The 16,080-nt window shown below is 64.9% G+C and carries 16 protein-coding genes; 7 read left to right on the top strand and 9 right to left on the bottom strand.

Annotation, left to right across the window (positions count from 1 at the left end; translation table 11 throughout):
* Positions 1-25 precede the first annotated feature (25 nt).
* A complete protein-coding gene (locus ASD67_RS11935; RefSeq protein WP_443028036.1) occupies positions 26-1,183 on the bottom strand; it encodes a 5-methyltetrahydropteroyltriglutamate--homocysteine methyltransferase in 1,158 nt (385 codons plus the stop codon).
* On the opposite strand from ASD67_RS11935, the gene ASD67_RS11930 reads away from it, so the two are divergent.
* Positions 1,164-2,726 carry a long-chain-fatty-acid--CoA ligase gene (locus ASD67_RS11930; RefSeq protein ID WP_056347452.1) on the top strand — a complete coding sequence of 521 codons (1,563 nt, stop codon included), beginning with the start codon at positions 1,164-1,166 and terminating at the stop codon, positions 2,724-2,726. The genes ASD67_RS11935 and ASD67_RS11930 overlap by 20 nt on opposite strands.
* Positions 2,727-2,973: 247 nt before the next feature.
* On the opposite strand, the gene ASD67_RS11925 is transcribed toward ASD67_RS11930, so the two are convergent.
* From ASD67_RS11925 to ASD67_RS11900, 6 genes are all read right to left on the bottom strand, one after another.
* The gene (locus tag ASD67_RS11925) at positions 2,974-3,567 is read right to left on the bottom strand and encodes a VOC family protein (protein ID WP_056347450.1); all 594 of its coding nucleotides are present in this window, start codon (positions 3,565-3,567) and stop codon (positions 2,974-2,976) included.
* A 17-nt stretch (positions 3,568-3,584) separates the two neighbouring features.
* Positions 3,585-4,202 carry a glutathione S-transferase family protein gene (locus tag ASD67_RS11920; protein ID WP_056347448.1) on the bottom strand — a complete coding sequence of 206 codons (618 nt, stop codon included), beginning with the start codon at positions 4,200-4,202 and terminating at the stop codon, positions 3,585-3,587.
* 74 nt (positions 4,203-4,276) lie between these two features.
* Positions 4,277-4,924 carry a carboxymuconolactone decarboxylase family protein gene (locus tag ASD67_RS11915; RefSeq protein ID WP_056347445.1) on the bottom strand — a complete coding sequence of 216 codons (648 nt, stop codon included), beginning with the start codon at positions 4,922-4,924 and terminating at the stop codon, positions 4,277-4,279.
* 140 nt (positions 4,925-5,064) lie between these two features.
* Positions 5,065-5,460 (bottom strand): nuclear transport factor 2 family protein, encoded by a 396-nt coding sequence (locus ASD67_RS11910; protein WP_162248575.1) that lies wholly within the window; start codon positions 5,458-5,460, stop codon positions 5,065-5,067.
* A gap of 16 nt (positions 5,461-5,476) precedes the next feature.
* A complete protein-coding gene (locus ASD67_RS11905; protein WP_056347441.1) occupies positions 5,477-6,769 on the bottom strand; it encodes a spinster family MFS transporter in 1,293 nt (430 codons plus the stop codon).
* 104 nt (positions 6,770-6,873) lie between these two features.
* Positions 6,874-9,243, bottom strand: a complete 2,370-nt coding sequence (locus ASD67_RS11900; protein WP_056347439.1) for a TonB-dependent receptor — start codon at positions 9,241-9,243, stop codon at positions 6,874-6,876.
* 90 nt (positions 9,244-9,333) lie between these two features.
* On the opposite strand from ASD67_RS11900, the gene ASD67_RS11895 reads away from it, so the two are divergent.
* The 6 genes from ASD67_RS11895 (at position 9,334) to ASD67_RS11870 (ending at position 13,991) form a co-directional block, all read left to right on the top strand.
* Positions 9,334-9,876, top strand: coding sequence for a DUF3237 domain-containing protein (locus ASD67_RS11895; protein ID WP_082545027.1), 543 nt, complete (start codon positions 9,334-9,336; stop codon positions 9,874-9,876).
* A complete protein-coding gene (locus ASD67_RS11890; RefSeq protein ID WP_056347435.1) occupies positions 9,876-10,601 on the top strand; it encodes a glutathione S-transferase N-terminal domain-containing protein in 726 nt (241 codons plus the stop codon). Before ASD67_RS11895 ends, ASD67_RS11890 begins: the two co-directional genes overlap by 1 nt.
* Before the next feature lie 183 nt (positions 10,602-10,784).
* A complete protein-coding gene (locus ASD67_RS11885; protein ID WP_056347432.1) occupies positions 10,785-11,342 on the top strand; it encodes an ester cyclase in 558 nt (185 codons plus the stop codon).
* A gap of 11 nt (positions 11,343-11,353) precedes the next feature.
* A complete protein-coding gene (gene ygiD, locus ASD67_RS11880; protein WP_235535667.1) occupies positions 11,354-12,202 on the top strand; it encodes a 4,5-DOPA dioxygenase extradiol in 849 nt (282 codons plus the stop codon).
* Positions 12,203-12,296: 94 nt separating this feature from the next.
* A complete protein-coding gene (locus tag ASD67_RS11875; RefSeq protein ID WP_056347430.1) occupies positions 12,297-12,656 on the top strand; it encodes a hypothetical protein in 360 nt (119 codons plus the stop codon).
* A 111-nt stretch (positions 12,657-12,767) separates the two neighbouring features.
* Positions 12,768-13,991: a serine hydrolase domain-containing protein gene (locus ASD67_RS11870; protein WP_235535666.1), complete on the top strand. Its 1,224-nt coding sequence runs from the start codon at positions 12,768-12,770 to the stop codon at positions 13,989-13,991.
* A gap of 85 nt (positions 13,992-14,076) precedes the next feature.
* On the opposite strand, the gene ASD67_RS11865 is transcribed toward ASD67_RS11870, so the two are convergent.
* Both ASD67_RS11865 and ASD67_RS11860 read right to left on the bottom strand, forming a co-directional pair.
* Complete coding sequence (locus tag ASD67_RS11865; RefSeq protein WP_056347428.1) at positions 14,077-14,781, bottom strand: glutathione S-transferase family protein; 705 nt, start codon at positions 14,779-14,781, stop codon at positions 14,077-14,079.
* A gap of 4 nt (positions 14,782-14,785) precedes the next feature.
* Positions 14,786-15,949, bottom strand: a complete 1,164-nt coding sequence (locus ASD67_RS11860) for a CaiB/BaiF CoA transferase family protein (protein WP_056347426.1) — start codon at positions 15,947-15,949, stop codon at positions 14,786-14,788.
* Positions 15,950-16,080: the final 131 nt, after the last annotated feature.

Here is a 16,080-nt window from a genome sequence, read left to right as displayed (position 1 = left end):
CCGCCTGCGGGAGGGGAGGGAAGCGTTACTTCAACTCCCCCCGCACCAGCGCCGTCCCATCGACCATCGCCTTCAGCTTCGCCTGGCTATGCTCCCGGCTGTGATATTTCATCCCGCAATCGGGCGCGATCCACAGCCTCTCGGCATCGACATAACGCAAAGCCTCGCGGATGCGCCCCGCAACCACCTCGGCCGTCTCCACCTCGGGGATCGACAGGTCGAGCACGCCATACATGATCGTCTTGGTCGGCAGTTCGGCGAGGATCGCGGGGTCGAGCCCCGGCTGCGCCGCCTCGATCGAAATCACGTCAACGTTGGACGCTTCGAGCTCGGCAAGGAAGTCATAGGCCTTGGGCTTTGGTCCCGTCGCGCCCGCGCCGTGATGCACCATCGCATAGCCGAAACAGATATGCAGCGCGGTGGTCCCGCCGACCCCCTCGAGCGCGCGGTTGATCGACTCGATCGCATAGGCATTGGCCTCGGCGGCGCGCGCCTGCAGATAGGGCTCGTCAAGCTGGACGACGTCGACCCCCGCCGCGAACAGATCCTTTACCTCGGCATTGACCGCGTCGGCATAGTCCATCGCGAGCGCGCGCGCGTCGGGATAATAGCCGTTCTCGGCCTGCTGCGTCATCGTGAAGGGGCCGGGCAGGGTGAGCTTCACCGGCCGCGTCGAATGCCGCCGCAGGAACGCCGCATCCTGCGCCTCGATCGGCGCCACGCGGCGGATCGGACCCGAGACGAGCGGTACCGGATTGGCGTTGCCCGTGCGGTCGATCGCACTGCCATGTTTTTCCCGGTCGATTCCCGACAGCGCGGTCGCGAGCCGGTTCGAATAACTTTCGCGGCGCATCTCGCCGTCGCCGACGATGTCGATGCCGACCTCTTCCTGATCGCGGATCGCCATCAGCGTCGCGGCCTCCTGCGCGTCGGCCAGCCAGGGTTCGGGGATGCGCCACAAGGTTTCGGCGCGCACGCGCGGCGGCAGGCTCGCCTTCAACCGCTCGCGGTCGATCAGCCAGTCGGGCTGGGGGTAGCTTCCGACGATCGTTGTCGGCAATAAGGGAAGTGGAGCCAAGGCTTGTCCTCTCGATTTTTTGCTGGCCAAGCATTTGCTTAGTATTCTATCTAATTCAAGAAAAATTGACCTTGGGGAGAGCGAAATGATCGATCTGGATGCCATCCGGACCTTGGCCCACATACCGGGCGCGCAGGCACGCGTGCGCGGCGAGGCGGTCGCGGTGAAATATGGCGACCGCGAAACCAGCTTCGCCGACCTCGACAAGCGCTCGAACCGAGTCGCCAACGCGCTAATCGCCGCCGGCATCCAGCCCGGCGATCGCATCTCGGCGCTGACCAAGAATCATGATGCCTGGTATCCGCTTTTCTTCGGCACTGCGCTCGCACGCGCCTGTTTCGCCCCGATCAACAACCGGCTGGTGCCCGCCGAAGTCGGCTTCATCGTCGGCGATGCCGCGCCGAAGTTGCTCTTCGTCGGCGAGGATTTCTTCGACTGCGCGCTCGCCGCCGTCGCCGGTCTCGCCAACCCGCCGCGCCTCGTCGCGCTCTACGGCGAGCATCCGGCGTTCGAGCCATTCGACCAGTGGCTCGGTGACGCATCCGACAGCGCGCTGCCCGGCCCCGATCTCGCCGACGATGTCCTGCAACTCTACACCAGCGGCACCACCGGGCTGCCCAAGGGCGTCGTGCTGACCCACCGCAATTACCGTACCTTCCTTGAGGCCGCGACCGAGGTCGACGGCTTTGCCTATGGCGAGGACGAGACGGTGATGATCGTCATGCCGCTCTTCCACGTCGCGGGCACCAATGTCAGCTTCTCGGGGTTGGCGCAGGGCGGCCGCCTGCTGCTCATCAAGGACTTCACCCCCAACGACGCGATCCAGATGCTTCGGCACGAGCGCGTCGCCCACGCCTTCCTCGCCCCCGCGATGATCCAGATGATGCTGATGCAGCCCTCGGCCGCCGCCGGCCGCTATCCCGCGCTCCGGTCGATCGCTTATGGGGCCTCGCCGATCGCCGAAGATGTGCTGCGCCGCGCGCGCGCGACCTTCGGCTGCGACTTCGTGCAATTCTATGGCATGACCGAATCCGCCGGCGGCGGCTCCTATCTCTCGCCCTCGGCACACGATCTGCCCGGCAAGCTCACCTCGTGCGGAAAGCCCTGGCCGGGGATCGCGATGGCGATCCTCGACGGCGAGGGGAAGGAACTCGGTGACGGCGAGATCGGCGAGATCGCGATTCGCGGCGGCATCGTGATGAAGCAATATTGGAACCGCGGCCCCGCGACCGAGGAAACGCTTGCGGGCGGCTGGCTCCACACCGGCGACGTCGGCTACCGCGACGCCGACGGCTTTTATTTCGTCCACGATCGTATCAAGGACATGATCGTGTCGGGCGGCGAGAATATCTATCCGGCCGAGGTCGAAAGCGCGATCATGGGATGCCCCGGCGTCGCCGACGTCGCGGTGATCGGCGTCCCCGACGCAAAATGGGGCGAGTCGGTGAAGGCGCTGATCGTCCCCGTCGCGGGCGCGGCCCCCGACCCCGCCGCCGTCATCGCCTGGGCGCGCAAGCGCATCGCCGCGTACAAGCTGCCCAAGAGCGTCGAGTTCATCGAAGCGCTGCCGCGCAACCCGTCGGGCAAGGTCCTCCGCCGCGAACTGCGCGCGCCTTACTGGGAGGGCAAGGGCCGTGCGGTGGGATAGGTTCCGGCAAGCCGCGTATCATCGCGCCAATGGCGGGTAACGGGCGAAAGGGGACATATGCAATTTGCTCCCCGGCGAAGGCTGGGGCCCAGAGCGGTGTAGGACCTACGTCGCGTTGTTAAGTTCTGGACCCGGCCTTCGCCGGGGAACGGGTTGTGGCGAAGCCTCCGCTTTTCACTCCCAAGCCGCCACTAAAAAAGGCCCGGTGCTCGCACACCGGGCCAAGAGGAGTCCCTGGGGAAGAGGTTTATTCGGCCGGCACCGGGGTGCGGCCGGTGATGAAGCCGTCGCGGCGCGTGCCGTCGGCCTGCATCGGGTCGTGCGCGACGTCGCTGTCGTCGAATTCCTTGGTCCACGCCGCGAACTCGAGGCACACGCCATCGGGGTCGAAGAAATAGACCGAGCGCACGAACACGCCGGGATGCACTTCGGCGGCGATATTTGTCTCTGAATCATCGTGGTTCAGAACGCCCGAAACCTTGACGCCCTTTTCGACCAGCCGGTTGCAATAGGCATCGAACTTGTCGGCGGCGACGTTGATCGCGATATGGTTCATCGACCCGTGCGCCGACATGAAATTGCCCTCGCCGGGCAGCGCCTCGGGCGCCGAAATGCCGGGGACCGCCTCGGGTGCGTCCTTGAACCAGAAGAAGGCGAGGGCGTCGCCGTTGCCGACGTCGAAGAAGAAATGCTGGCCGCGCCCGCCGGCAAGGTCGAGTGTCTTGATCAGCGGCATGCCGAGGATGTCGCGGTAGAATTCCACCGTCTTGGCCATGTCCTTGCACACCAGTGCCAGGTGGTTGACGCCGCGGAACTCGAATTCGGGGTTTGCTGCAGCCATTGTCCGTCTCCTTGCGCTTAGTTGGGATTGATGCCGGGGCGGCTTTTCATCCGCTCGTACCAGCTTGTGATGTTGGTAAAGGCCGGGTCGATCGGCTGGCCGACCCCGGCGCCGAAATCGAGGAAGGCGAACAGCATCAGGTCGGCGAGCGTCAGCCGCTCGCCGGTGACGAAGCTGCGGCCCGCGATCTGGGCATCGACCCATTGGATACCGTCCTGCGCGACCGCCTTCAGCCCCGCCGCCGCTTCGGGCAGGCAGCGCATGCGCGGCTCGAACAGCGGCAGCCCTTCGGCGAAACGGAAGCCATTGGTCAACGGTTCGCAGATCTTGAGGTCGATGCGGCGCACCCACATGCGCGTTTCCGCGCGCTCCTCCGCAGTCGATCCGATCAGCGTCGGTTCGGGAAATTTTTCGTCGAGATATTCGCAGATGGGGACGATCTCGGTCAGCACCGATCCGTCGTCGAGTGCGAGCGCGGGGGTCTGCCCCGCCGGATTGACCTCGACATTATACGGCGCCCGCCGGTTCTCGCCGCCGCGCAGGTCGATCGTGACCTGCGGCAGTTCGATGCCCTTTTCGGCCATGAACATGTTCACGACGCGTGGGTTGGGGCCGATGGAGTTATAATATTTCATGCCCATCCTCTCTTGGTCTGTTTATCACGCGCGCCGAGAACCGTCAAGTAAATTGACGGTTCTCGGCGCCGCGCTCATTGGCCCGCGGGCCGCGGCGCGCTGAGGAAGTCGGCGGCGCTGAAGCCTTCGGGCGCGGCGACCTCGACGATCGGATCCTCGCGCGCGTCATATTCCATGCGTAGCGCGCGGGTGATCACCGCATGCATGTCGTAAAGGCAGGTGATGTAGGTGAATTCGAAAATCTGCTCGTCGTTCCAGAAGGTCTTGAGCTTGTCGAACACCTCGAGCGGTACGCGCCCGCTGGCCTGCGCGAGGCAGTCGGCATAGGCGAGCACGGTGCGTTCCTGTTCATTGTAGCAATCGGCGACCTGCCAGTGCGCGATCGCCGCGATCTTCTCGTCGCTGACGCCGAGACCGCGCAGCGACTTGCAATGCTGCGAAAAGACGAACTGGCTGCCCTTGACCCAGCCCGCACGCGTCTGGCCGAGTTCGCGCAGCACCGGATCGATCGTGCGCGCGGGGTTGCGGTACACGGCGAAACCCTTGACCGCATGTTCGAAGATGTCGGGCGACAGCGCGAACACCGTCCACCAGTCGCCCGGCGTGCCGGTCGCGGTGCCGGGCTCGGCCACTGGATCGCGGTCGCCGAACAGGCGGTTGTAATAGGCGAGAACGGTCTCGTCGGTGACTTCCGAGCGGGGAACCTGGCGCAGGACGGGCATGCTATACTCCTGAATAANAACTTGGAACTCAAAACTTCGTCATTGCGAGCGAAGCGAAGCAATCCAGAGCGGTTTACGCAGACTCTGGATTGCCGCGTCGCTTCGCTCCTCGCAATGACGAGCCATGACGAGGGCGTGCATCAAGCATTGGCGAACTTGCGGAATTCGGCGACATGCGCGCTGTCGAAATATTCGTCGAGCCGCGTGATCTTGCCATTCTCGACCTTGCAGATGATCGCGCAGGGCAGGCGTACGGCGCCGTCGTCGTGGGTGCGGCGGCCCTTCAGCACATGCTGCTGGACGAAACCGCCGGGAAAGACCGTGAGCCGGCGCTCGGCATATTCGCGGTCCTTGATCCGCGCGACCATGCCGGTCAGCACTGCGGCGGTCTGCTCGGGCGTGCCGACCAGCTCGTCGGTGTTGTGCCAGATCTCGGCATCGGCGGCGAAGCTGTTCTTCATCGCGGCGATGTCGCCTTCCTCGATCGCGTCGAAGAAGCGGGTCGCCATCGTGCGGATGTCGTCCAGTTCGGCCATCATCGCGTCTCCCTATTCATTCCGCGAAATCCTTATCCAGATGCCGCGTCAGCGCGAATTGCACGGCGCAGGCGGCGGCGGCGAACGGAATCAGCGCCATGATGCCCCAACGCAGGCTTTCGACGCCATAGTCGGGTTTCAGCGTGTCGCTGACGAACCCGACGAACAGCGGGCCGAACCCCAGCCCGATGATGTTGAACATCAGCATCAGGATCGACGTGCCCGTCGCCCGCGCGCGCGGCGGCATCAGATTCTGCACCAGCGCCAGGGCGGGGGCGATGTAGAAGGTACAGGCGGTCAGCGGGACGAGCATCAGCGCCAGCGCGAGCGGCCAGCTGTCGACCATCAGCGAGGCGATCAGCGACGGGATGAGGATCAGCGTCGCGATCGCCGGGACCTGGCCATAAGCGCGCGGCGAGGTGCGCGCGCGCCGGGCTACCAACCAGCCGCCGCCGAGCGTGCCGGCGGCAAAAGTGATCCCGGCGGCGGGGGCGAACCAGGTCCCCATCGCCGACAGCGGCATGTCCTGCACCCGCATCAGATAGGCCGGAATCCAGTTGAGCATGCCATAGCTCACGAAAGCGGCGAGCGCCGTCGCCGGCAACAGCAGCATCAGCGAACCATAGGCGCGGAACAGCGCCATCGCCTTGGCAAAGGGGATCGGTTCGTCGCCCGCACCCTTGTCCATCTGGCCGCGCGCCGGTTCGCGCACCAGCCAGATTAGCAGCGGCGCGACGAGGATGCCGACCGCGCCGATCAACAGAAAGGCGTTGCGCCAGCCGATCGTCGACGCGGCCCAGGCACCGAACGCGGCGCCGACGAAGACGCCGAAGGGGCCGTTGCAGGTGAACAGCGCCATCGCGATCGGCCGCTGGTGCGGCGGATAATAGTCGGCGAGGACCGAAACCGAGGGGGCGGTGCCGCCCGCCTCGCCCGCGCCAACGCCGAACCGCATCAGGGCGAGTTGCCAGAAATTGGAGACCATCCCGCACGCCGCGGTGAAGACGCTCCACACCAGGCAGGCGATGCCGACCAGTTTGACGCGGTTCCAGCGGTCGGCGAGGATGGCGACCGGTACACCCATGCCGGCGTAAAAGAGCGCGAAGGCCAGCCCGGTGAGCAGCCCGAACTGGGTATCGCTGAGCGGGATGTCGACGCGGATCGGTTCGATCAGCATCGCGAGCAACTGGCGGTCGACGAAGTTGATCGTGCCGATGAGGAACAGCATGGCGAGGGCGATGTTGCGCCGCCCGGCAAGTCCGTGGTCGGCGCCCGCGGGACCTCCGGCGAGGGTGGTGGCCTCAGTCATAACACTCCCCGAAGGCCGCCGATTCCGGACGGCTGAAAATATTCAAAGCTCGCGGTCCATCCGCATCGCGATGCCGCCGGACCGTGAGGCCCGGCGGCACGCCATCAGAAGCTCGCGCCAAGGGTCAGGCCAAAGGTCCGCGGGGCGTTGTAGAAGCGCTGGGTGAAGAACTGCGCCGTCGGCGTCAGCGCCGCGACATAGGTCTTGTTGGTCAGGTTCTTGCCCCACACCATCGCGCGGAACCGTCCGTCTTCGCTTTCCCAGCCGATCGAGCCGTCGACCAGCGTGAAGTCGCCGGTCTTGCCCGCCAAATCATTGGCGACGGTCGAATAATAGGTGCTGCGATACGACATCGCCCCGCGCAGGTTGATATTGCCGGCGCTGCCGAGCGGGATCGTATATTCCGCCGACAACTGCGTCTGCCACTTCGGCGCGCGGACCAGCTTTTTGCCGGTGTGATCGATGTCGACCAGATAGGTGCCGTTGGGCAGCGCGGTGACGTCGCCGCAAGTTGAAGTCGGCGGCGTAGGGAAAGCCGAGGGGCCGTCGATATCGGCGCAGAAGCTGGTATATTTCGCGTCGAGATAGCCGACATTCGCCGACAGGCGGAAATTCTGCGTCGGCTTCAGCGTGGCTTCGAGTTCGAGCCCCTTGGTCGTCGCCGAACCGATGTTCAACTGCGCCGTTTCCTGCCCCGATGCGACATTGGGGTTGGGGAAGAAGACGCCGAATTCCAGCTGCTTGAACTTGGTCACGAAACCCGTGAGGTTGAGGCGGAGCAGGCGATCGAAGAAATCGCCCTTGATCCCGGCCTCGAACAGGTTGGCGGTGTTGTCTTCCGTCGGCCCCGCGGTGGAGGTGGTCGCCGAGCGCGCGCCGAAGCCGCCGCCCTTATACCCCTGGCTGAAGCCCGCATAGAGCATCACATCGTCGGTCAGGCGATAGTCGAGCCCGGCCTTGAAGGTCATGCGATCGCGGTTGTAACCCAGCTTGAACGCCTTGCCCGCCGCCAGGTTGGTGTTCGCGATCGCCTCCATTTCGGCGAGCGACTTGACCGTCGCGCGCGTCGAGAAAAAGGCGGGCGACAACAGGACACCGGTGGGGTCGCGGAAATAATCCTTCGATTCCCAGCTCTGGCGCACGCCGAGCGTGATGTTCAGGCGGTCGGTGATGCCATAGATTGCCTGTGCGAACAGCGCTTTGGCGGTGTTGTCCTGCGCGACGAAGTCTTCGCTGCCGAAACGCAAGGTCGGGGCGAGCAGCACCGGCAGCGTCGGGAAGGCCTGCGCCAGTTCAAAGCTCTGCTTCAGGAAATAGCCGCCGAACACCAGACTCAGGCGCGACAGCGCGTCGGTGCGGTCCGAAAAATCGGACTGCAGGCGCAGTTCCTGGCTGAACTGGCGGTGCGACTGCAGGCGGAAGGTGGGGAAGAAGAAGACTTCGGACTGGTCGAAGTCGCTGTCGTTGAAATCGTCGGTCTCGATATAGCCCGTGATCGACTTGGCCTGCCACGACCCCATGTCGAGGCCGATGTTGCTGATCAGGCCGAGCTGGTCGGTGTCGTGATCGGCGGGGAAATCGCGTCCGATCGTATAGGCGCCGTCGTTCGGCTCTTCGAAGCGGAAAACCTGCCACAGCAACTGGTTCCGGTTCGGCGCGGTGTCGCCGCCCGGCGCGCTCGAACGGTCGCGGACGAGGAAGGCCTTGAGGTTGATGTCGAGATTGTCGGTCGGGGTGAACACCACCGTGCCGCGCAAGGTCAGCCGGTCCTGCCCGCCGATCTTCTTCCCGTTCAGGCGGTTGGTGAAATAGCCGTCATAGGTCTCTTTGTTCAGCACCAGCCGGACCGCGAGCGTGTCGCGAATGAGCGGCATATTGACCGCCGCGCGGGCATCCATCCGGCCATAGTTGCCGACGGTGACCTCGGTCTGGACACCCCAGTCGCGGCCGGGATTCTTGGTATAGGCGGCGATGCCGCCGGCGAGCGAGTTCTTGCCGAACGAGGTGCCCTGCGGCCCGCGCAGCACTTCGATGCGGTCGAGGTCGAAGGTGTCGAGCATCGTGGCGACCGGGCGCGTCACATAGACGCCGTCGATCGACACGCCGACCGGGCTTTCCTCGGTCGATTCGATGCCCTGCGCGCCGAGCCCGCGAATGAAGATCGCCGCCGAGTTGGAAAAGGTCGCGACGGGCTGGATGCTGACGTTCGGCGTCGAGGGCGCGAGGTCGGTGATGTCGCGTGCGGCGATTTTGGCGAGCGTCTGTTCGCCGAAGGCCGAAATCGCCTGCGGCACGTCCTGCAACGATTCATTGCGGAAACGGGCGGTGACGATGATCTCGTCGGTGCCGCTATCGGCCTCGGTCTCGGTCGTGTCGGCAGGGGCGGCGGCATCCTGTGCCATCGCCGGTGCGGCATAGGTCAGCGTCGCGATCGATGCGACGCCTGCCAGCAGAATCTGGTTACGAAAATTCATCTTTACCCTCCCATTGAACGGTTGCTGGCGATACCGGACATGCGGGTCCGATCCGTCAATCTCATTGACCCTTAGTATACTAATGGTCTTATGCTTGTCCAGAGCCTCACAAGCAGGAGTCGAATGATGGAGCAGGATTTTTCAGCGGGTGTTCCCACGGGCCTTTCGAGCCGGTTTTTGTGCACCGTGGAGTTTGAGGTCGGTGGCGGAATCTTCGGCATCGGCGCGTCGCCGTTCGGCGATCAGCGCATCGGATATATCAGCGGCGGCCGTTTTTTTGGCCCACGAATCAACGGCATCGTCCTGCCCGGCGGCGGCAATTGGTCGCGCGGCGGCCGGCTCGCCTCGAGCGCCGCGGTCGGGACTTTCGATGCCCGCGCGGTGTGGCGGACCGATGACGGCGACCTCATCCAGCTCGGCTACAGCGGCCGCAGCGTCGTCCCCGATGATGTCCGCGCCGAATTTGCCGATCCCGCCGCGTCGCCGGTCGATTCGGCGCGCTATTATCTGCGAATCGCCCCGGTGTTCGAAACCGCGAGCGCGAAATACGACTGGCTCAACGGCCTCCTCGCCGTCGGGGTCGGCGAGCGCACCGACTTCGGCGTCCGCCACCAGATCTATGAGGTGCTGTGATGATCGACCTTCATTATTCGGCGACCCCGAACGGGCAAAAGGTCGCGATCATGCTCGAGGAGATCGGCGCCGATTATCGGGTCATCCCCTATGACATCTTCAACGGCGACCAGCTCACCGCCGAATTCGGCCGCATCAACCCCAACCGCAAGTTGCCGGCGATCGTCGACCGGGCGCCGGTGGACGGCGGCGATCCGGTCGCGGTCTTCGAATCGGGCGCGATCCTGCAATATCTTGCCGAAAAGAGCGGACGCTTTCTGCCCGCGTCAGGCGCGGCGCGCGCTTCGGCCCTGTCCTGGCTGACCTGGCAGATGGCGGGGCTGGGGCCGATGGGCGGGCAGGCGAGCCATTTCCTGCGCTATGCCCCCGCCGGACAGGATTATGCGATCGAGCGCTATACGAAGGAAGTGGCCCGCCTGCTCACCGTCCTCGAAAAGCGGTTGGAAAAATCCCCCTATGTCGCCGGCGACGATTACGGCATCGCCGACATGGCGATCTGGCCGGGCCGTGCCTCGGCCTTCGTCATGGGCATGGGCCTCGACGACTGGCCCGCGACGCGCGGCTGGTTCGAACGCATCCGCGAACGTCCGGCGGTGGCCCGCGCGATGGCGCGCGAAGACCTGAAGGCGCCCGCGAAATATCTGGGCCGCCACCAGAAGCTTGACGAGACCGAATGGTCGAACATGTTCGGCGACGCCAACCGCGCGGCGGTGCAGGGCGATTGAGAAGCGAGCGAGCGGGGTCCGCTCCACCAGTCGGATGTCATGCTCGGGAGCCGGGCCTTTCGATTTCCAGCCATCGCGGGGCGCCTGAAGCGGTGATTGGGACGATCGTCTTGACTGGGCGATCATTCAGGCTTCCTATCCCGAACAGCCCGTTCCCGGCGGTCTGAATCGAGGGAGTCGAACATGCGCCTATCTCAAAAAACCCGTAACCTGCTGGTGCTTGCTGCGTCGCTGTCGATCGCGGCATGTTCGGCCCCACAAGCGTCCGACAAGGCCGGCGGTTCCACGGGCGCCGATGCGACCGGCCACACCGAAGAGCAGAAGCGCAATCTCGCCAATTTCGACGACCTCGATTTCCGTGTGTACAGCGGGCAGAAATGGGATGAGTTCAACAAGAGCCATGCCGAGGACATTCTGGTTCATTATCCGGACGGATCGACGACGACCGGCATCGCCGACCATCTCGTCAAACTGAAACCGCAGTTCGCCTTTGCCCCCGACACCAGGATTGCGGAGCATCCGATCAAGCTCGCGGACGGGAAATACACCGCAGTGCAGGGCATCATGACCGGGACCTTCACGAAACCGATGGACCTCGGCGGCGGCAAGGCGCTTCAGCCCACCGGCAAGAAATTCGTGCTGCCGATGATGACCGTCGGGCGGTGGGAAAATGGCCTGATGAAGGAGGAATGGCTGTTCTGGGACAATGCCTCGTTCATGACGCAGATCGGCGCGACCTGACGGGCCGCCCGATGGATATGATGCCCGCCCTGTTCATCGGCCATGGCAGCCCGATGAACACAATCGAATTGAACGGCTATACGCGCGCCTGGCGCCGGCTGGGGAAGGCCTTGCCGCGACCGCGCGCGCTATTGGTCGTCTCGGCGCATTGGTTCATCGGGGCGACCGCCGTCACCGCGATGGCACGCCCCCGCACCATCCATGATTTTTACGGCTTCCCCGACGAACTGTTCGCGTTTCAATATCCGGCGCCCGGCCTGCCCGAACTGGCGGGCGAGATTGCGGAGGTCGTCAAACCCCATTGGGTCGGCGCCGATCGGGATCAATGGGGGCTCGACCACGGGACATGGAGCGTCCTCGCGCATCTTTTCCCCGATGCCGACGTGCCGGTCGTGCAACTGTCGATCAACGCGCTCCAGCCGATGGACTATCATTTGGAATTGGGCAGCCGGCTGTCGGCGTTGCGCGGGCAGGGCGTCATGATCGTTTCGAGCGGCAATGTCGTTCACAACCTCCGCAAGATCGACCGGCACAATCCGGATGGCGGAACCGATTGGGCGCAGCGGTTCGACGATGCCGTCGTCGACCAGATGATCCGCGATCCGGGCGGCATCTTGAATGTCCTCCAGCATCCGGATTACGACCTTGCGGTTCCCACGCCCGATCATTTCATTCCGCTCCTCCATGTCGCCGGCCTCGCCGCGGCGGGGGGCGGGGCCGCGCCGCTCCTGCGCGGCTATGCGATGGGATCGCTATCCATGACCTGTTACGGCGTTGGCACGGAGAGCCTGCCGTGCGAAGAGGCTGCGGGGAGCGCGACGATGCCCGAAGGGGTTCCGGCTGATCAGACCAATATTTAGGCAGGCGCCATGCTGCTGTCGATTTGGACTGCGGGCAAAGGCTCGTGCGTCGCCAACGCACGGAGATTGGCGCCGACAAGGCTTGGAGTAAGCGATGAATGATCCGTCAAAAGCGTGGGATGGCGAGCAGGTCCGGAAATGGCTGGACCGGCGGTTTGAGGCTTCGAGGCTCGATCAGGCGGCAGCGGACCGGCGCGGGTATGAGGCACAGGACGACTATGACAAGGCGGCCGCCGAGGAATGGGTCTGCCGTGCCCTGATCGCCGCGCATTGCACCGATGAGCAGAGCGCCTTCGCTGCGCAGATCAAGAAACTGGTTGGCCAGGAAGACTATCGGGCGACGGGCATCTATGACGACGCGCGGTTCCAGCGCCATGTTCGCGGTCAACTCAGGAAACTGGCAAAGATGACCAAGGCGAATGAGGGGTTCGAAAAGACGCTGCGCTATCAATGAGCGAGATGATCGATTGGAAGTGGAAACCGATGAAGCTTTTGTCCTGTCTGTTCGCCGTGGCGCTCACCTGATGCGCTGGCTGGGCGGCGAACAAAGATGAGTGGCGGAACGATGCCCGGACGGCGGGCGGTGCTGGTCGGATCGGCGGCGCTGATCGCCGGCGGCGCGACGCCCGCCCGCGCCGGAACGGGCGGGCAATGCCCGGACGGCAACGCCGCCTGGATCCCGCCCGAGGAACTGGTCGCGGACCTTCCGCGTCTCATGCGGATCGCCGGGGTGCCCGGCGCCGCCATCGCGGTCGTGGATCGCGGGATGCTGGCCTGGAGCCACAGCTTCGGCGTCAAAAACATCCTCACCCGCGACCCGGTGCGCGAGGATACGCTGTTCGAAGCCGCGTCGATGACCAAGCCTGTCTTCGCCTATGTCGTGATGCGGCTGGTCGATGAAAAGCGCCTCGATCTCGATACGCCGCTCGTCGCCTATCGCCGGCCGGAGAATTTGGGCGATGACCCGAATCTTGAGCGCATCACGGCCCGGCATGTGCTGGAACATTCGACGGGCTTGCCCAACTGGGCCTCCGAGCCGCTGGTCACGAGCAGCGCGCCCGGATCGATTTACACCTATTCCGGCGAAGCCTTCATCTGGCTCCAGCTGGTTGTCGAGACCATCATGGGAATGGGTCTCGGCAGCGTGATGCGGGCGAAACTGTTCGACCCGGCCGGGATGTCCCACAGCAGCTTCGGCTGGGACGAAGCCATCGCAAAGTCGGCGGTCTTCGGCCATTCCGAACCGCCGGAAGGCGAGCAGGTGCTTCCGCCCCAGCCCACCCGCGAACTGGGCGACCGGCTGCTACGGGTCGCGAAAAAGCGCGGCAAGCCGATCGCAACCTGGACCTATGAGGATTCGGTCGCCGCGATGCGAGAGAGCGATCCCAAGACGCCGCCATCGACCCACGACCTGCTGGTCAATTCGGCGGGCGGGCTGCTGATGACCGCGTCCGACTATGCGACGTTCATGGCGCTCATGATGGACCGGCCGACGCGGGCGGCGTGGGAGATCAGCGACACGACGCGGCGGGCGATGCTCACCCCGCGGCTCGACGTGCGCGGGCGCGACATTTCGCGGGGGCTGGGCTGGGAACTCGAACAATCCCCGGCGGGCCTGCTGTTCCAGCACAGCGGCAGCAACTACGGGATCTTCAAAACCATGGGCGTCGGTGATCCCCGGAACGGGCGCGCGATTGTCGTCTTCACCAATGCCGCGAACGGTAATGCGCTCGCGGCCCGGATTCTTCGGCAGGCGACGGGAATCGACCGGTTGAAATCGCTGATCTGATCGGTGCGGCGACCGGATCGAGAGCGTGTGCGACCAGGTCGTCTTCCGCGCTCCGTACGGCATCGCGATCCATCCCCCGGCGGCGCTACCGCGCCTGATGCTGCCGGTCGCCCCACAGGATCGCGCGGTGCTCGTCGGTAAATCCGGTCAGCCCGCCCTCGATCGTTTCGGCGCGGGCGACACCGACGGTCATGCCCTCGGCGACCGCGGGCCGTTCGAGCATCGCCGCGCCCCAGCGCTCGACATGGGGGAAACGCCCCGCCTTGTCGATCAGCTGGCGACGCAGATAGGGCAGGGTGGCCATGTCGGCGATCGTATAATCCTCGCCGGCCAGCCAGGTCGCTTCGCCCAGCCTTTTGTCGAGCACCATCATCAACCGGTCGACCTCGCGGCTGTAGCGCGCGATGGCATAATCGTGCCGATCCTTGGCGTAATGGGTGAAATGCACTTCCTGCCCGAACATCGGCCCGACGCCGGAGACCTGGAACATCAGCCACTGCCAGCAGGTCGCGCGCTTCACCGGATCGGTCGGCACGAAGCGGCCGGTCTTTTCGGCGAGATAGAGCAGGATCGCGCCGGTCTCCCACAGGACGAAGCGCTCGCCGCCGGGGCCGTCCTCGTCGACGATCACCGGCGTCTTGTTGTTCGGATTGAGCGCAAGGAATTCGGGGGTCAGCTGGTCGCCCGCGAGGATATCGATATATTCGAGCCGCCAGGGCAGCCCCATCTCCAGCAGTGCGATCGCGATCTTGCGCGCATTGGGGGTGGCGCCGCCATAGAGGGTGATCATCGTCTCAACCCTCGCGTCCGAGCCAGCGCTTCAGCACATCGTCCGTATCCTGTCCGACGACCAGCGGGGCAGGCCGGCGGACGCTGCCCGGCGTGCCCGACAGCTTGGGGAAGACTCCCTGCATGCGGATTTCGCCGAGCTCGGCGTCGGGCACCGTGACCAGCGCGTCGCGCGCGGCGAAATGCGGGTCGGCCAGCATGTCCTCGGCATCGAATACGCGTCCGGCGGGAACGCTCGCCTCGACCATCTTCGCCTCGAGCTGCTCGATCGTCAGCGTGGCCGTCCATTCGCCGATCAGCGCGTCGAGCTCCTCCTGCCGCACCCCGCGCGCGCGGTGCGTCGCATAGCGTTCGTCGTCCGCGAGTTCGGGGCGGCCCATCGCCGCGGCGAGCCGCGCGAAGACGCCGTCCTGGTTGGCGCCGATCAGATATTCGCCATCACTGCACGGATAGACGTTCGACGGTGCGATCGCGGGGAGCGTCGATCCGGTGCGCCGCCGCTTGGTGCCGCTCGCCGAATAATCCGACACGGTCGATTCCATCACCTGCAGCACCGCCTCATACAGCGCCGAATCGACGATCTGGCCTTCACCGGTCTTGCTGCGGTGGTGCAGCGCGGCGAGCGCGCCCATGCAGCCGTAAGTGGCGGCGAGGGTGTCGCCGATCGACACCCCCATGCGCGCGGGGGGCAGCTCGGGATAACCGACGATGCCGCGCCACCCGCCCATCGCCTCGCCGATGCCGCCGAAGCCGGCGCGCGACGAATAGGGGCCGGTCTGGCCATAACCCGACACGCGCACGACGATCAGCCCGGGGTTGGTCTTGCGCAGCTCCTGCGGGTCGAGGTTCCATTTCTCGAGCGTGCCGGGGCGGAAATTCTCGATGAGGATGTCGGCCTTGGCGATCAGGTCGCGCGCGAGGCTCTGGCCTTCCTCGCTGCGCAGGTCGACCGCGACCGAATATTTGTTGCGCGCGATGACGCGCCACCAGCTCGGTTTGTCACCCTGGCCCCAGTTGCGCATCTGGTCGCCGCCGCCCGGCGGCTCGAGCTTGACGATTTCGGCGCCCATGTCGCCGAGCAACTGGCCGCAAAATGGGCCGGCGATCAGCTGCCCCATCTCGACGACCTTCAACCCTTCCAGCGCTCCCCCGCTGCTCGCTTCCGTCATATCATTCCCTTCGGGCGTCTCTTTAGCCTAGGAAGGGGGCCGCGCGCGGCCCGACATCCTCAATCCCTGTGGCCATGATATACTTAGAATGCTATGCAATTATCAACTGCAATCTCGGATATGCGCGAAGA

The organism is Sphingopyxis sp. Root1497 (genome assembly GCF_001427085.1).
In the GTDB taxonomy this organism is placed as follows: domain Bacteria; phylum Pseudomonadota; class Alphaproteobacteria; order Sphingomonadales; family Sphingomonadaceae; genus Sphingopyxis.
Note: the sequence above shows the minus strand (reverse complement) of the source record. Positions and strands in the feature narration are given on the sequence as shown.

Coding starts and splice junctions, on each gene's coding strand:
- ASD67_RS11930 (WP_056347452.1), top strand. CDS start 1,164: ATGATCGATCTGGATGCCATCCGGACCTTGGCCCACATACCGGGCGCG.
- ASD67_RS11935 (WP_443028036.1), bottom strand. CDS start 1,183: ATGGCATCCAGATCGATCATTTCGCTCTCCCCAAGGTCAATTTTTCTT.
- ASD67_RS11925 (WP_056347450.1), bottom strand. CDS start 3,567: ATGGCTGCAGCAAACCCCGAATTCGAGTTCCGCGGCGTCAACCACCTG.
- ASD67_RS11920 (WP_056347448.1), bottom strand. CDS start 4,202: ATGAAATATTATAACTCCATCGGCCCCAACCCACGCGTCGTGAACATG.
- ASD67_RS11915 (WP_056347445.1), bottom strand. CDS start 4,924: ATGCCCGTCCTGCGCCAGGTTCCCCGCTCGGAAGTCACCGACGAGACC.
- ASD67_RS11910 (WP_162248575.1), bottom strand. CDS start 5,460: ATGGCCGAACTGGACGACATCCGCACGATGGCGACCCGCTTCTTCGAC.
- ASD67_RS11905 (WP_056347441.1), bottom strand. CDS start 6,769: ATGACTGAGGCCACCACCCTCGCCGGAGGTCCCGCGGGCGCCGACCAC.
- ASD67_RS11900 (WP_056347439.1), bottom strand. CDS start 9,243: ATGAATTTTCGTAACCAGATTCTGCTGGCAGGCGTCGCATCGATCGCG.
- ASD67_RS11895 (WP_082545027.1), top strand. CDS start 9,334: ATGCTTGTCCAGAGCCTCACAAGCAGGAGTCGAATGATGGAGCAGGAT.
- ASD67_RS11890 (WP_056347435.1), top strand. CDS start 9,876: ATGATCGACCTTCATTATTCGGCGACCCCGAACGGGCAAAAGGTCGCG.
- ASD67_RS11885 (WP_056347432.1), top strand. CDS start 10,785: ATGCGCCTATCTCAAAAAACCCGTAACCTGCTGGTGCTTGCTGCGTCG.
- ygiD (WP_235535667.1), top strand. CDS start 11,354: ATGGATATGATGCCCGCCCTGTTCATCGGCCATGGCAGCCCGATGAAC.
- ASD67_RS11875 (WP_056347430.1), top strand. CDS start 12,297: ATGAATGATCCGTCAAAAGCGTGGGATGGCGAGCAGGTCCGGAAATGG.
- ASD67_RS11870 (WP_235535666.1), top strand. CDS start 12,768: ATGCCCGGACGGCGGGCGGTGCTGGTCGGATCGGCGGCGCTGATCGCC.
- ASD67_RS11865 (WP_056347428.1), bottom strand. CDS start 14,781: ATGATCACCCTCTATGGCGGCGCCACCCCCAATGCGCGCAAGATCGCG.
- ASD67_RS11860 (WP_056347426.1), bottom strand. CDS start 15,949: ATGACGGAAGCGAGCAGCGGGGGAGCGCTGGAAGGGTTGAAGGTCGTC.